Origin of the sequence: Paenibacillus borealis (assembly GCF_000758665.1) — a bacterium.
GTDB lineage: Bacteria > Bacillota > Bacilli > Paenibacillales > Paenibacillaceae > Paenibacillus_AQ > Paenibacillus_AQ borealis.
Window position 1 is genome coordinate 1,051,805 of sequence record NZ_CP009285.1, and the last position, 16,119, is coordinate 1,067,923.

Annotated in this window: 8 protein-coding genes; 5 read left to right on the plus strand and 3 right to left on the minus strand. The window is 55.5% G+C overall.

Annotated elements, in window-relative coordinates; translation table 11 throughout:
- Nucleotides 1-11 precede the first annotated feature (11 nt).
- The gene (locus PBOR_RS04475; protein WP_042210661.1) at nt 12-2,336 is read right to left on the minus strand and encodes a helix-turn-helix domain-containing protein; all 2,325 of its coding nucleotides are present in this window, start codon (nt 2,334-2,336) and stop codon (nt 12-14) included.
- 319 nt (nt 2,337-2,655) lie between these two features.
- On the opposite strand from PBOR_RS04475, the gene PBOR_RS37595 reads away from it, so the two are divergent.
- The 5 genes from PBOR_RS37595 (at nt 2,656) to PBOR_RS04500 (ending at nt 13,562) form a co-directional block, all read left to right on the plus strand.
- On the plus strand, nt 2,656-5,850 hold the full coding sequence (locus tag PBOR_RS37595; protein WP_052429328.1) for a fibronectin type III domain-containing protein: 3,195 nt from the start codon (nt 2,656-2,658) through the stop codon (nt 5,848-5,850).
- A 251-nt stretch (nt 5,851-6,101) separates the two neighbouring features.
- A complete protein-coding gene (locus PBOR_RS04485; protein WP_042210662.1) occupies nt 6,102-8,276 on the plus strand; it encodes a right-handed parallel beta-helix repeat-containing protein in 2,175 nt (724 codons plus the stop codon).
- Nucleotides 8,260-10,551, plus strand: coding sequence for a hypothetical protein (locus tag PBOR_RS35250; RefSeq protein WP_052429329.1), 2,292 nt, complete (start codon nt 8,260-8,262; stop codon nt 10,549-10,551). Before PBOR_RS04485 ends, PBOR_RS35250 begins: the two co-directional genes overlap by 17 nt.
- 121 nt (nt 10,552-10,672) lie before the next feature.
- Entirely contained in the window at nt 10,673-13,072 is a 2,400-nt protein-coding gene (locus PBOR_RS04495) for a helix-turn-helix domain-containing protein (protein ID WP_042210663.1), read from the plus strand.
- A 130-nt stretch (nt 13,073-13,202) separates the two neighbouring features.
- The gene (locus PBOR_RS04500; protein WP_042210664.1) at nt 13,203-13,562 is read left to right on the plus strand and encodes a nuclear transport factor 2 family protein; all 360 of its coding nucleotides are present in this window, start codon (nt 13,203-13,205) and stop codon (nt 13,560-13,562) included.
- Between the two features lie 293 nt (nt 13,563-13,855).
- Here PBOR_RS04500 and PBOR_RS04505 read toward each other — a convergent pair whose 3' ends face one another.
- Entirely contained in the window at nt 13,856-14,641 is a 786-nt protein-coding gene (locus PBOR_RS04505) for a spermidine synthase (RefSeq protein WP_167549515.1), read from the minus strand.
- Entirely contained in the window at nt 14,613-16,109 is a 1,497-nt protein-coding gene (locus PBOR_RS04510) for a response regulator (RefSeq protein WP_042210665.1), read from the minus strand. The genes PBOR_RS04505 and PBOR_RS04510 overlap by 29 nt, the downstream gene beginning before the upstream one ends.
- Nucleotides 16,110-16,119: the final 10 nt, after the last annotated feature.

Below are 16,119 nucleotides of genomic sequence, written 5' to 3' on the forward strand. Positions count from 1 at the left end.
AATCGGCACGGTCAGGACAGGGATTTCTTAAGCCTGTAATCCTTCGGAGTGGTGCCGAACCGGGTCTTGAACAGCCGGAAAAAGTAACTCTGGTTAGCATAGCCGCATTTGTCCATAATCTCAGAAATCGTATAATCGCTCTGCAGCAGCAGCTCCTGCGCATGCCGCAGCCGGATATCATTGATATACTCGGTAATGGATACGCCGCAGCTGTCCTTAAAGAGCTTGCCGAGATAGGCGGAGGTCAGCCTGACGTTAGCCGCAATCGACTGCTGGCTCAGATTAAGGTCGTTGAACTTCTGTTCAATGACCTCTTTGACAGTGCCGATAATCAGCTCATTGCGTTCTGGACTGGCCGGCCGCTGGCCTTCGCAGATGGTGGCACACAACGACAGAAGGGCTACGTAAATCTCCTCCAGCGTCTCATGCGCCTGGGGAATCCTATGAATCTGGTCGATGTCGAGGGGCAGGGAGCCTACCCGGTTGCCGGCAATTTCCGCCGCTGTATTCTGCACCACCCACGCCAGGTCGGCAACGGCACGCCGCATCTCTTCATACTGGAACGTGGCGAGGAGCGAGAAGGCCTTCTCCAGTTCACTGCCTGCGGCCGTGAGCTGGCCTTTCTTCAGCGCCTCCGACAGCTTGCGTTCAATATCCGGCGGCAGGGTCTTGTGTTTATTCCCGATATTCTCCCGGACATCCTCCGGCGTGATGATCGACTTGTACCCCAAGGCGAAGGTGTACAGTGATAGTTGATAAGCCTGGTAGTAAGCGGCGGAGAGCTGCGGAAGCTGGGTAATTACGCTGCTGATCCCGCCGGACAACGACAGACCGTAGTACTGGCCGATTGTATCCTGAATCTCCCGGATGAGAGGCTTCGTGCCGGCACAATCAGGCGGGCTGCCGGTAGCAGATACAATCAGCACGATATGATCACCCTGAAGATCTACAGCTTCGCAGGGGTAAGCACGCGACATAATCTCCTGGGCGATGTTGACCAGGGCGAAGCTGTGCAGCTTCTTGGAAGATGGCGGCGTGCTCAGATCATAAGCGGCATAACGTTCGATGCGCAGCACACATACGAGCAGAGACTCCCGGGCGGAGATATGCAGCCCGTGCTTCTCAATCAGCAGCTGCATGTCATTATGGGAGAAGAGCCGGCTGTCCGTCAGGAACTTGCGGATGTAGTATTTATTCACAATCTGCTCGGAGCTGATCTCCTGCAGCTTCTCCTGCATGCGCTGATAATGCCCGCTCATGAGATCCAGCTCATTGCCGTATGGCTCATCCGCCTGCTGCGGATCTGCGGACAGCGGGCGCATACGCCGCAGCATATTCTCGATCGGGTCATAGAGCTTATAGGAGAGCCATACGGATACGGCAATGGACAGCAGCAGGAAGCCGCCGGTAATCAGCAGCGATTTCGTGCGGGCATCGGTCACATCCTTCATGACGGAAGCATACGGCTGGACATACAGGATCGTCCAGTCGCCGATGCCTTCCATATAGGTGATAATGCTTTTGCCGCTGCCGGTATTCCCGGTGACCGAACCGGAGCTTGCGCCGTTCAAGGCTTTGTCCTGCCGGATCAGCTCTGTAATACCGGGCAGGTCCGGCTGATTACTCTGCGCGGGGTTCTCGCCGGACAGCAGCTGTCCGTCCGGGGTCTGGATATAGATTTGGCCTTGGGCTCTTGTGCCTGCATCATTCAATTTGGCGAGACTGTCGAAGACCCAGCCGGATTTAATATAGAGAATGAGCGCAGAACGATCGCCGGTGAACGGGATATAGGCATCGGTTACGATGAAGGCGAAGGCATCAATGCCGCCGTCCGTCCGCTCTAAGCTCACTGGGATCAGCCGGGAGGTCGGATGCGGCTGCGCCGGATGCAGCAGCCACTGGTTCATCCGCTCCTTGGTGACACCGCCGTCCACCAGGAAATTGCTGGTCGACCCGTACAGCTCGTTGCTTGCAGCGTTGTAGACGGCAATGGAGTGGAGGAACGAGGAGCTTTTCATCAGATTAGCCATTTCACGGTAGCCGCGGATATAATCCATTTGTGGCAGGGGTTTCGAGAACAGCAGCGGAATCAGCAGATTATCGTTATAGGCGAAGGTGGAGAGGTGGGTAATAATTTCATTCATGGAAGAGAGATTATATTGCGTCTGCGTCAGCACCTTGAGGTTGGAATTCTCCTGCACATTCTTGATGGAACGTTCAAGCACGTAAGTATTTACAACGGCTAAGCCGGTCAGAATCAGGGCCATGGCAAGCATGATGGAGAACATAACGGATTGGAAATATTTTTTTGACTTATAAAATGAGAACGGTTTCATAAATCCAGCCCCTTCGGCGCAGACATTGGTGTGAGAGTAGGTATGATATAGTTTTAAACAAATTTGCCTAGAGGTGCAAGGCTTTTGTCAGACGCCTGGATGATATTCTGTAAAAAGAAAGCTATTGGCGTTTTATACAGTGCGTAAAACATGCTTTTTGATAAAATGAACAGTTTCTCCCTCTGCGGAAGGTATGGCAAGATAAGGAGGAGATGTCCCGGCTCACGTTCAGTCTGCCCTGCCGGAAGCATCGGATCATGCGGGAAGCCGGAAATCATGCATTAGCCGATTCAGAAATGACAGGGAGGGATTTAGGAAGATGACAAGCAAGCCGAAACACGCCTCAAAACTGAAAGTGCGGATATTCTGTATTCTTGGTGCTGTATCGCTTCTCCTGCCAGCCGTGCCGGCAACTCCGGCGTTTGCCGCAACAGTGAATGTAACCGCTTACGGTGCGAACGGCGGGGATACCGCAGACGACAAGGCGGCGTTCCAAAGTGCTGTAGATGCAGCGGTCAGCGGAGATACTGTGCTCATTCCGGCGGGAACCTACTATCTGTCAGGAACCGTCAACAGCAAATCCGGCGTCAAAATTGCCGGGGCCAGCCGGGATTCGGTAATTATCAAGTTCACTCCCGGCGCCACGGCCGCAACCTTCTTCTACCTGCATAATGCGCTGAATGCTGAAGTATCGGACATGACCCTCGACGGAGGCAACAACACCGCAGCCCAGTCTGCCGTTACTTCCGAAGACAGCGACGGCAACAAGATGCGTAATTTGCGGGTCAAGGATTTCGTCGCATCGAGCGGTTTCGGACCTTTTGCGCTATATGCTGTAAGATCGACCCATATTGAGATTTCAGGCAATACAATCACCAACACCGGTGTGAATTCCGACTGGGGAGGCGGGGTACGGGCCGGCTGGGGCTCCAGCTATGCACTGATTGAGAATAATACGATTGCGGATACGGGCCGGGGCGGGATTTTTGTGAATGATGATAGTCCTTACGCCATCGTCCGGGGCAACACCATCACCGGCACCGGCAAAAAGATGGAAGGCCTGGGCATCGAGCTGCATACCAACGTCGACTATTCGCTTATTGAGAACAACAACGTCGATCACTGGATCAGCGCCGTCCGCTCGAAGTATATTGCGGTGCGCAACAATGTAGTCAAAGCAACGGACGGCTCTGTCGGCCACATGGGGCTGGAGGTTATGGTTGACCATGGTGTCACCTCGGGCAATCTCGTAGACGGAGGGCAGCAGGTAGGCATGCAGCAGTCGCCGGGTACGGGCTATCAGCTGTGGAACTACAATACGGTGCAGAACATCGTGATGTGGGGTATGCAGCTGCAGGGTGCCGGTACCGGACAGACGGAGCAGTATCAGTACTTTTATAAGAATATCTGGAAAAATGGACCGGCCGGCAACCCCGCCGCAGCTTATCCGGGGTATGACGGCAATGCCGTGCGGATTCACGGGGATACGCGGAATATCACTTTTGACAGCAATCAGATTCTGAATAACGGCCGGAAGGCTATTGAGATTACGACGGCTTCCGGGGTGGACCGGATCAGCTTCGTTAATAATACCATTACAGGCAACAGCGGACCGTCCATTGACCAGTATCCGTCAGCGGCTGCTGATCTGGAGTGGAGCGGCAATACCGTCAGCGGCAACGGTACGAATACGCAGCTTACCAGCCGGGGCTTCAGTGATCCGAAGCCGGTGGCTAATTTCACTGCACCGCTGACCGTTCAGCTGGGGCAGCCCATCACCTTCACCAATACGTCCACAGACAACGGCAGTATTGTGGAGAATCTTTGGGATCTGGGTGAAGGCATTCCGGTTACCACAGTGAGTCCAACCTATACGTACCAGAAGGCAGGCACCTATAAGGTCATACTTGGTGTCTGGGATAATGGCGGCCGGGCCAGTGTGAAGGAGCAGACGGTGACCGTATACGCTGGTCCGCCGGATACTACGGCTCCTACCGCACCGGGCAGCTTAAGCTCGCCTTCCAAAACAGATACCACAGTCAATCTGACCTGGTCGGCATCCACCGACAATGTGGGGGTATACGGCTATACGATCTATAAAAATGGTGTAAGCACAGGAACTACAGTAGGTGCAGGTGCAACCTCTTATACTGTAACCGGGCTTACAGCGAATACAGCCTACAGCTTCACGGTGAAGGCCAATGATGCGGCGGGCAATCTGTCGGCGGCAAGCAATGCGCTGAGTGTAACGACGAATGGTCCGGATACGGTGGCGCCGAGTGCTCCGGCGAATCTCACTTCTCCGGCCAAGACGGACATCAGCGTCAGCCTCGCCTGGAGCGGCTCCACCGACAATATTGGAGTCACAGGCTACAATATTTATAAGGATGGCGTACTGGCCGGTTCCACCACGGGTGCGCTCAGCTTTGAGGTGACGGGTCTTGCGGCAAGCACAGCCTATAGCTTCACTGTCAAGGCAAGGGATGCAGCAGGCAACCTGTCGGGGGCGAGCAATACGCTGAGTGTAACCACCCTGGTCTCCTCGGCCAACTGGGTTCCTTGTGCCGGTGAGAACAATCCTTGTAACTTCACAGGCACCAAGCAGGTACGCTTCGGAGCGAACAACAGCTACGCCTACGGCACCTACACCAATACGGTCATGTGCTCGACGAATGCCTTCGGCACCGATCCGGCCGTGGGTTTCTACAAGACCTGTGATGTGAACCAGGGCGGAGGCAGCAATCCGACGCCAACGCCGACACCGACACCGACGCCAACACCAACACCGACGCCGACACCAACACCAACACCGACGCCGACACCGACGGCAACGCCAACGGTAGCACCGACACCAACGGCGACAGCGACGCCAACACCAATGCCAACGGTAGCACCGACACCAACACCAACACCAACACCAACACCAACACCAACACCAACACCAACACCAACACCAACACCAACACCAACACCAACACCAACACCAACGGCGACGCCAACAGTAACACCAACTCCGACGCCGGGTGGTCTGACTCAGGTCGGGACGATTACCCGTGAATACTGGACCAATGTTACGGGAGGCTCAGTTTCAGTCATCCCGGTAGGGACCACACCAACCGGAGTTACGGCCTTGACGAGTTTTACAAGTCCGTCCAACTGGGCCAACAGCTACGGTGAGCGTGTAAGAGGGTATATTGTGCCGACAGTTACAGGTGTTTATCAGTTTGCCATTGCCGGAGACAATGACTGTGAGCTCTGGCTCAGCACGACTAACAGTGCGGCCAATAAGGTCCTGATCGCCAACGTAGCCGGCTGGACGCCAGCGGGAAATTGGACCTACCAGCCTTCGCAGAAGTCCGGCCAGATTACATTGACCGCAGGACAGCGCTATTACGTAGAGGCGCTGCACAAAGAGGACCAGGGCGATGACTCCCTGTCCGTAGCCTGGACGGTTCCGGGTGGCGGATCAACGTTCACGGTCATTGACGGGGCGCATCTGGCTCCGATTCAGTAGGGTTAGCAGAGGCAGCTAGAAGCCACGGAGGCTTTCGCAAGGGCTGGATGGTCTTGCGGGAGCCTCTTTGCTGCGGAAATGAACAGTAAATCTCATAAAGTACAGTATGAATGCGGGCAATTGCCATTTTGAACAGTAGCGCCCGCGCTGCATTCGAATGCATGCTGGAGACAGGAGCTGAGGCGGTATATCAGGCTTAGGGAGAAGCTCTGCATCCGCCTTAAATATGGAGGAAGAAGGGAAGAGAACAGATGGAGGAAACGGTCTCAGCAGAACAGCAGATAGAAAGTGAATTGCAGCTATATGTAGACCCGCACAGCGGGAATGATTCCGGCAGCGGAAGCCGGGAAGAACCGTACCGCACAATTTCTGCCGCGCAGAGTGCGGTGCGCGAAGCCCTAAGCGGAGGACATACAGGGCAGATAACAGTCATTCTCGGCGGGGGCATCTATGAGCTTGCGCAGCCGCTGCGCTTCGGCAGCGGGGATGCAGCGGGTATCCGCTGCCGTGTACTCTACCGCAATGCCGAAGGGGAGACTCCTGTGGTGGTGGGCGGTACGGTTCTCTCCGGCTGGGAGTTATGGCAGGACGGCATCTGGCGTACAACGCTGCCGCAGGGAACCCGGTTTCAGACCCTGTATGCCGGCGGGGAACGGGTAGTGAAAGCCCGTCTCCCGGCGGCGGGTTATTTCGAATCCGCCGCCTCGGTTGAGGGAAGAGAACAGGAGGGCATCATTGCCCGGGAAGGGGACGTGCCGGAGCAGCTGGAGACGAAAGGTCTGCAGATGTTCATCTGGCCGGGAGAAGGGGAGTGGAACTGGGCTTCAGAGACGATTCCGGTGCGGCGGATTGATCACTCTACCGGATGGATCGAGCTTGCGCGCTCCACCATCTGGGGAATTGGCGCTGGCTCACGTTATTTCCTGCAGGGCTCACTATCGTTCCTGCGTGAACCCGGCCAATTTCATCTGGATGAGGCAGAGGCTATGCTGTATTACCGCCCCAAGCGCGGCACTCCGCTGGAGGAGCGGATTATCGCTCCCTCAATGCTCAGAGTGTTTGAAATTTATGGGGAAGACGAGTCCCGCAGGGTATCCGGTCTGGCCTTCCAGGGGCTCACCCTGGCCTGCACTGATTTCTATGAAGACTATAAGATGATGCGCAGTGAGCCGGGAATGGATAATGTTGAGCCGGATGAACAACGTAACGGAGTGATCTATATCCGCAATGCGGAGGATATTGAAATCTCGGATTGCCATATCCGTGAATCGGGCTCCTGCGGGATCTTCCTGGACCGTAGCGCCCAGCGGATAGTAATAGACGGGAACCGTATTCAAACCGTTGGACACACGGCCGTCTACGCCTCGGGTTATGCCCCGGGAGAAGGCAGCTTCCGTGAAGTGGAGGATGCCAATCAGAATAAAGGACACCGGATCACGAACAACCGGATTAGCCATGGCGGAGAGCTCATCGGCCATGGGAGCGGAATTGTCCTGTACCAGTGCGGGGACTGCGAGGTCTCGCATAACCGGATCTCGCACATGCCCCGCTACGGCATCTCGCTCAAAGGGCAGCGTCATCAGCAGTTGCCGGAATCTCTATGGGGTGTAGCCGTGACGCGGGAGAACCATTGGGATTTCCTCTTTACCAGGGCCAACCGGATCAGCTATAACGATATCTCGGAGGTGATGACCGATAGCCAGGACGGGGGGATGATCGAATCCTGGGGAATCGGCCGCCGGAACGTTATCCACGGCAACCGGCTACATCACAGCGGTATCCATTTCTCCTTCGGCTTCGGCATCTATCTGGATGATGCCTCCGATGATGTAACTGTGACGCATAATGTGCTTGATCATCTCTACAGCACTGGCGGGGGAAAGCTATGGATGACGATTTTCTCTAAAGGGGTCGGGAATGTCATCCGCAACAATCTGATGGTGGATAATCCCCAGGCGGTCAACGCTATAGGTTCGCAGGAAATGGTAGGGGAAGCGAACCGGGATATCACCGTGGAGGGCAATATCATCTCGGGATCGGGTCATTTGTACTGCTTCGTCAACTGGAGTCCGGAGCGGTTCCGGGCTGCTGATCGCAACCTGTTCTGGCGCGGTGGTGCCGTCCCCCGGATCACCGGCGAGCTTCCGGCGGAGTCTGTCGGCCCCAATAGTGTATGGGGCGAAGAATACACATGGGAAGCCTGGCGTGCTGTACTGGACGGCAAATATGATGCCGGTACCGTCTTGGCCGATCCCGCTTTCGATGATGGTCCGGCAGGGGACTACCGGCTGCAGCCTTCTTCACCGGCGTACGCCTTAGGCTGGGAGGATATCGATTTCTCACAGTTTGGCCCGCGTGACAGAGCTTCAGAAGCAGGTCTGGCGGAGAGAGAAGTGAGGGGGACGGCAGATGCAGAAGAAGCTTGAGCTGCTGCTGGAAGAAGCCGGAGCGAAGCTGGCTTTCGCTTCGCATACCTTCGAGGCGGCCGAGCCGCTTAAGGAATATCACATTGGCCGGGCGGCAGACACAGGAGATTCAGAAAAGGCAGGGCTGATCCTTCTGCCTGCCGGTGAAGCGGCGGCTTGGGAGATTACGCTCGGCTGCACCGGAATAAGCGGCGGGAGTGACGGAGTCCGCCTGGAGGTAAGCTGGCTCCACCGGGGACAGTCCAGCCAAACCGCAGTGGAGGTCCGCTTTGAATTTGCTGCCTGGGACCGCTCCAATTATGTGCTTGTTCCCGGCGCTGTATATAACGGCAACCGCTTTGATGTGCGCAGGTTCAGCTACCCGCCCTGCTGGAGCAAGCTGCCGGAGCGCGGCCCGGACACTCCGGCCCTGATTACCGATGTGCCGCGTTTGTTGGTGGGGCCCGGGCCTTCGGCCTTTCATCTTCTGGCCGGAGATGCCGCTACACCGGCGGTGGGACTATATGATCCGGACCGCAGCCGGGGCTGCCTGATTCTGACCCGGCAGCGTACCGCCTTCGGCAAGACCTCGATTCATGTGCAGGAAGCGGAGGACAGAAGCTCCGCTGTCATCTCCTTCCGTGCGCCGGGTGTAAGGCCGCGGATCAAATATGATATGTGTACGACGGAAGCCCCTTCTCCGGACAGAGGGGCGGACTTCGGGGAAGGGGATAAGCTCAGCATGAGCTTTGAGGTATACAGCTTCCCTTGCGCCAGTGTGGACGGTTTGTTCGCCAAATTCGCCAGGGTACGCAAGTCGCTGGAAGGCCCCCCGGCACTGTCTCCCAGCCTGCCGTTCTCAGCGGCATGGGCTATTCAGGAGCAGAAATATAATGAGCTGAACTGGAAGGAGCCGTACGGCTATTATGCCGTAGGCACCGTGGATATGAAGCATCAGGACTGGCAGCTGGGCTGGGTCGGCGGCGGGATGTCCAGCTATGCGCTGCTGCTTGCGGGCGGAGAGGCATCGGTTCACAGAGCCCGCCGGACCCTTGATTTTATCTTCAGCGGACAGACGGAGGCCGGATTCTTCCCTGGCGTATTCTATAACGGCCGCTGGTACGGCGACGAATTCAATGAAGATCCGGACCGTGATCATCCGGAGAAGTGGCATATTGTGCGCAAGAGTGCGGATGCGTTGTACTTTCTGGGGAAGCAGCTCATGGCAATGAACATGCTGCTCCCGAATGAGCCTCTGCCGGAGCGCTGGCTTGAGGGGACGAGGCGGCTTGCCGATGGCTTCCTCCGCTTATGGGGCCGGTATGGCCAGTTCGGCCAATGGATACAGGCCGAAACCGGAGAGCTGCTGGTCGGCGGCTCTACCGGAGGCGCGATGGCGGTTGCCGGACTGGCGCTGTTCGGCCAACACCTGAATGAAGAGGTGTATCTTGCGGCGGCGCGGGCAGCCGGGGATTATTATTACCGCCAGTATACCCTGGAGGGTGTAACGACAGGCGGTCCCGGAGAGATTCTGCAGTGTCCGGACAGCGAGTCGGCCTTCGCGCTGCTGGAAGCCTACATCGTCCTCTACGAAACGACAGGGGAGGAGAAGTGGCTGCGGCGGGCAGAGGAGGCGGCGCGGCAGGCCATTTCGTGGTGTGTGTCGTATAATTTTATTTTTCCGCAAGGCTCGACCTTCGGACGGCTGGGGATTGAAACGGCAGGCTCGGTCATTGCCAATGTGCAGAACAAACACAGCGCTCCGGGCATCTGCACCCTGTCAGGGGATTCGCTGCTAAAGCTGTTCCGGGCCACCGGCAACCCGCTGTATATGGAGCAGCTCAGGGATACCGCGCATCAGCTTCCGCAATATCTGTCCCGCCAGGACAGACCTGTCATGGGCTGGGACGGCAAGGAGCTGCTGCCCGGTTATATGAGCGAACGGGTCAATATGAGCGATTGGGAGGGGACGGAGCTGATCGGCGAAGTGCTGCCGCTCTCCTGCTGGTGTGAGGTCTCGAACATGCTGACCTATGTGGAGGTGCCGGGCATCTATGTGCAGCCCGACACAGGGCTGATGTGGATATTTGATCATGTGGAATGTTCACTGGAGCAGGAGGAGGGGAGGCCGGTTCTCACTGTTGCCAACACCACTAATTATCCGGCTGAGGTGTCCATATTCGCCGAGCTGTCGACCGCAGCGGGAGTTCCGCTCGGGCAATGCGCTTCAGCCGGTTGGCCGCGCATTACCTTAGAGCCTGGGGCTGTCCGCAGGGTTCCGCTGGCTTTTCACTGAAACCAAATCCCAGTCTGAGATCGGAGAGCAATTCGCACATTGTACAGTAGATAGCCCCATCCTCTATATGTCATGCTGGTTACAGGCGGCATAATGCATCTTAGTAGAGGGGGTACTGCCGATGTGGCAAGCTTACAGGTCCAAGAAGTACCTGCTGCGCATTATAGGCTCTTTAACACTGCTGATTGTTGCGGTTCTCGCCGGTTCTTCGCTGCTCCTGCAGTATAATGCGGAACGCAGCGCGATCCGGATGCAGCAGGAGGTCAGCCGCAAGGCCATGAAGCAGATTCAAATTAACCTGTCCTATATGTCAGGGGTAATGAATAATCTGGCCGTATCCCTGTACATGGACCCTAATATTGTACCGCTGCTGAATTTGCGTGATCCCGATGAAATGCTGGTGATCCGTTCGATGAACACGCTCAAGCAGGCCTACCTCTCCTCTTCGTTCCTGCATTCAATCCTTGTCTACAATGGTTATGACGACCGGACTTATACTGTGGGAGAGCTCAGCCTGAACAAACCGGATGCCCCGATGACCGGGGAGATTGCTCTGCTGGTGAAGAATAAGCAGAAGCTTCCGCGGATGAAGCTGATTCCGATGAATTTCAGCGGAACAGACCAGCCCGTTGATTTCTTTTCGCTGGTGATGTATCAGAATTTCACGGACACCGGCACCGGCCGGGAGGGTGCGCTTGTCGTTAATATCAAGCCGGAATGGCTGTACGAGACTCTGCGCTCGTTCAATGATTTCGCCATCCCTGAGCAATCGGGGGTGTATCTGCTGGATGAAGCAGGAAATGTTCTGCTCTCCGGCAACCCGGAGCTGCTGCCGCAGCAGACGGAACTGACCCGGGCGCTGGCCGGGCACACGCCGGGCGATGCCGAATCATCCGGCACCTTGTCCGGCAAGTTCGGCGGCAGCACCAGGCTGCTGGTCAACTATCTGAATATGCAAGGGACGGACTGGAAGGTCGTCAGTGTGCAGCCGTATGAAATTATCCTGAAGCCGATCCGGGAGCTGCGCGGCACCTTTCTGTCCGTCATTATTGCCGTTCTGCTGCTTGCGGTGGCTCTGGCTACCCTAGTGGCGCACAAACTCTATGAGCCTATTGGACGTCTGATCAGACAGTTGGGGATGCAGACATCAGGGACGGCGGCCGGGAAGGCCACGGGGCAGGATAAGGCTAAGGTTAATGTTAAGGATAAAGATAAGGATAAAGATAAGGATGAATTATCGGCAGTGGCCAGCCTCTTCAGCACGATGGCCCAGCAGCTGCGGAGTGTCTCAGACGAGCAGGGCAAGCAGCGGCATATTATTACAAGCTATTACCTCCGTACCCTTCTCTCCGGAGGCAAGAGGTTGTCCGCGAAGGAATTCGAGGACAATATCAGGCAGAACGGCCTGCAAATCAGCCGTAACGGCCCTTACCGGGTAGTCCTGATCCAGGTGGACGGATATTCCGGGTTCATCAGCAGGACCAGCCATAATGAACGCAGCCTGTATTATTTTGCTATCCGCAATATTGCAGAGGAGATCCTGCGTCCCGGACGTTATCTCTGCGAGCTGGCAGATATGCGCAGCAGTCATCTGGCCCTGCTGATCAGCCGGGCTGAAGGCAGCAATAGCGAAACCGAAGATGAGGAAGCGCTGCATGAGCTGTTCCGTAACCTCCAGCAGGTAGTCAGTGGTTACTACCAGCTGTCACTGACACTGACAGCCAGTGAAGCCTGCGGCAGCTATGAACAGATTCCCGACCGTTATGCGGCGGCAGTTCAATATTCAATGTATAAGCTGGTATACGGACAGCAAAGCATCATTACGAAGGGGAGAGTGGACGGCAATCTCCGGCTTCAGGAATACCGCTTCCCGGCGGAGCTGGAGAAGAGGCTGGGTGAGAGCATCCGCACCGGCAATCTGCCTGCCATGGAGCAGGTCATCGGGCATATGCTGGCCCCGCTGGGCCACTGCCATTACGATGTCATTGTTCACAGCCTGCTGCATATCGCCGGCATTATCAAAACATCCGTCAAGGAGATTAACCATAACCGCGTTGTTCCGCTGAATGTGGAGCTGAGCACGCTCAGCCGTCAGGTGCTGGAGCAGGAGACGCTGCAGGAGACCGCTGAATTATTCGGCAGGGTATGCCGGGATATCCATGATCAGCTGGACCAGACGGGCAGCGGCAAGAATGCGGCTCTGATGGATGCGATTAAGGAAATCATTGAGATGAATTATAAAGAGCCGAACCTCAGCCTGCAGGGAATCGCCTCGATGCTGCATATGACTCCGGCCTACATCGGCAGAATGTTCAAGCAGAGCGAAGATGTATCGGTGAGCGAGTATCTGAACGATATCCGCCTTCAGCATGCCCAGACTTACCTGGAGACGAAGAATTTCAGCATCAAGCAGATTATGGAGCTTGTCGGATACGTCAATGAGAGCACTTTTTTCAAATTGTTCAAAAAAGCCTTCGGCGTTACCCCCAAGGAGTACCGCCTGAAGCGGTCGCTGGAATAGGCTTCATATTCTCCTGCCCGGTCCTGGCTGTGTGCTGCACTTCCTGCTGCACCAGCCGGGATTATTACTGTCCTGAAAGGATATACAGTTGTCCATCCAGAATAGTAAATGTAAAAAGGAGGAAATTAATATGGAAGCTAGAGAGTTGCTGGCAGAGCATATCTGCGATCTTGAGGAACAGCTGCTGAGCAATGAAGTGCGTACGAATCCTGAAGCGGTGTCGCTGCTGATCGCAGATGAATACACTGAATTCGGAAGTTCAGGCAGGGTGTGGCGGAAGCAGGATCAGGTTGGCGAAGGGGGAGCGGGTGAGGTACGGATGACCTTGAGTAACTTCGAACTCCATATGTTGTCTGAGGAGGCTGTACTTGCAACCTACCGGACCTTCAATGAAGATTCCGGCATTCACTGCCTGCGCAGCTCGGTCTGGAAGTTGCGCGATGGACGCTGGCAGATGTTTTTTCATCAGGGGACGCCTGTGAAGGGTTAACACGCCTACATAGAAATTTATATCAGGAGGAAGATTTATGTTTGTATACAAATTTGTGCGGAGTGCCTGGCATTTAGTTGTATTTCCTGCAGTTAAAAGCGGCGGAAGACCGGAGTTTGTCGGGTTAACTGTATTCTGTACAATTAAAAATAGGGGTAAGCCCTCTTATATGAAATATGAGGACTTTTAATTGTAGAAAATACAACTAAAACCTTCGCAGCGCAATAATCGCTCGTTTTAGTTGTACAAAATACAGTTAGAGCTAGGGCGGCGCGGGTCCGGTCATAGGCCACCTACCTGCGGTCCCGGATCACATGCCCAAGCTCCGGCGTAATTTCGCTGAATCCGGCCATATGGCGCGACTGATAGGTAATCGGCCGGCTGCTGCCAACCATAATAATATTGCAGAGATCGGCGTTGCCTTCTGCCGGGAGGGCGAAGGTCCTGGTATGTGGATACACCTCGCTGAGCGTCGTGTGGATCGCACCGATCAGCCGGTCGTTATCACTGCGGCCCATCAGGTTCATGATAATCGCGCCTTGTCCATGCAGCTTATCCCGGGTAAGCCCGAAGAACTCCAGCGAGGTGAAATGCGCCGGCGTTCCGGCAGCGGTGAAGGCATCCAGCAGAATGTAATCATAGCTCCGGTCTGCTTCATCCTCGAGCAGGCTGCGGCCGTCGCCGATCAGGACATTGTCCTGATTGTAACCAAAGCGGGTTCGGCTGTATTCCACAACCTGCGCATTGACCTCAGCGACCTTAAAGCGCTTATCCGCAAAATACCCGGCAATCGTTCCAATCCCGTGCCCGATCAGGAACACATCCTCGAAATAAGGATCGCCCGCCTCCATCAGATGAATCATTGCCCGCGGATATTCAAAGACAACCCGGCGCGGATGGTCAAGATCCAGCGCGCCTTGAATCGCTTCGCCCGAGAACTGCAGCACACGGAACCGTCCGCTTTCGCCATACAGCTCGGTTGTATCATATACCTCGATTTCCTGAGAGTCATGTGTAGTTCGGGACAGCGGATGCAAGTGATCAGACTCCTTATACAGATGAGATTCGTTTATATTCATTCGGCGTGACGCCGACAACCTTTTTGAACAGTTTATTGAAATAGGCGGGGTCAGGGTAGCCGACTTCCGTACCGATCTCATGGATTTTGAGGTCCGGGGCATTCTTCAGCAGCTGCTTGGCCTTGCGGATGCGGATTTCAATTATATAATCAGTCAGCGTAAGGCCGGTCTCCTGCTTGAACAGCTTGCTCAAATAGCTTGGCGTAAGGTATACCATCCCCGCAAGGGTGTTCAGATCTGCGTGCTGGTTGTAGTTGGCTGAGATCCAGCGCTTGATGGTCTCGACGGCGGTACCGGACATCTCCAGCCGGTGGGCACGGATACTGCTTAAGGCAGACGACAAGGAGGAAGCGAACAGCTTTTCCATATCTGCAAAAGCCAAACAGGTCTCCAGCTGTGCCTCCAGCGCCATAGTTAATCCGTTCCGGCAGACCGCTTCGAACTCCTGCACTTCCTTGCGGGCAAGCTCCTCAATCTCCCGGGACATGCGGAGAATCTGTTCGGGATAAGCGCACTGCGACGCAAGCTCCGAGAACAGCTTATGAATTCCTGCCAGAACACCCTCGACATTCAGAATCTGTAAGTCATGGACCAGCGGTTCACGATAAGGCGCAAAAAGCTCAGGCACTGCCTTATCCGGCAGGATGAGCTCTTCAATAGTAACATAATGCAGCGGCCGGGATTGGTAAATTCCGCAGTCACAGGCATGTCTGGCTTCCAGATAAGCGGTTCTGAGCCTGGCTGCATCCGTGTAGGAGCGGCTTATGCCCACATGCAGGATATGTCCTGCACTGGCAGCCTGCAGATATCCGCGGATTTCGCTTAATGCAGTGGAATCCAGCGGCTGCGCAGAATACCAGATCCAGACCTGCAGACTCTGGCGGAGTTCCAGCGCATCGAACCCGTAATCCTTCTCTTGCCGCAGACTGTCTGTACAGGAGCAGACGGTTTCAGGCGAGTCTCCTTTGAGGACAAACACCGAGTAATAAGGCTGGGGCAAAATAAGGCCGCCGGTCAGCACAGCGGAAGGCTCTTCGATATGAAGCATGGAGAGCAGTATCCCGGAGCGGTGCCGTGCTTCCTTCTCACGCAGCAGCGTGCGTTCCTGATCCAGGCTGTAGAGCACGTCGAACAGCTGCTCTTTATTGATCGGCTTCAGCAGATAATCCACTGCCGAGCTGCGGATGGCTTCCCGGGCATAATCAAATTCAACGAATCCGCTCATCAGCAGGGAACGGATATGGGGATGACTGGCTTTGAGCAGACGGATCAGCTCAAGCCCGCCAATCTGCGGCATGCGGATATCGGTAATCAGGACATCGAACTGAAGGGCAGGCAGCTCATCCAGCAGCTGTTTGCCGTCAGGATAGGTGCGGATGACGGCGAATTCGCTGCTCTCCTTGCTGATCATCCGGGCCAGCCCTTTGCGGATCAGGACTTCATCATCTACGATTACAATACGCAGCAATCCGGATATC

What these genes read in the sequence shown, in the direction of transcription:
- PBOR_RS04475 (WP_042210661.1), bottom strand. Translation starts at nt 2,336, where the DNA reads ATGAAACCGTTCTCATTTTATAAGTCAAAAAAATATTTCCAATCCGTT.
- PBOR_RS37595 (WP_052429328.1), top strand. Translation starts at nt 2,656, where the DNA reads ATGACAAGCAAGCCGAAACACGCCTCAAAACTGAAAGTGCGGATATTC.
- PBOR_RS04485 (WP_042210662.1), top strand. Translation starts at nt 6,102, where the DNA reads ATGGAGGAAACGGTCTCAGCAGAACAGCAGATAGAAAGTGAATTGCAG.
- PBOR_RS35250 (WP_052429329.1), top strand. Translation starts at nt 8,260, where the DNA reads ATGCAGAAGAAGCTTGAGCTGCTGCTGGAAGAAGCCGGAGCGAAGCTG.
- PBOR_RS04495 (WP_042210663.1), top strand. Translation starts at nt 10,673, where the DNA reads ATGTGGCAAGCTTACAGGTCCAAGAAGTACCTGCTGCGCATTATAGGC.
- PBOR_RS04500 (WP_042210664.1), top strand. Translation starts at nt 13,203, where the DNA reads ATGGAAGCTAGAGAGTTGCTGGCAGAGCATATCTGCGATCTTGAGGAA.
- PBOR_RS04505 (WP_167549515.1), bottom strand. Translation starts at nt 14,641, where the DNA reads ATGAATATAAACGAATCTCATCTGTATAAGGAGTCTGATCACTTGCAT.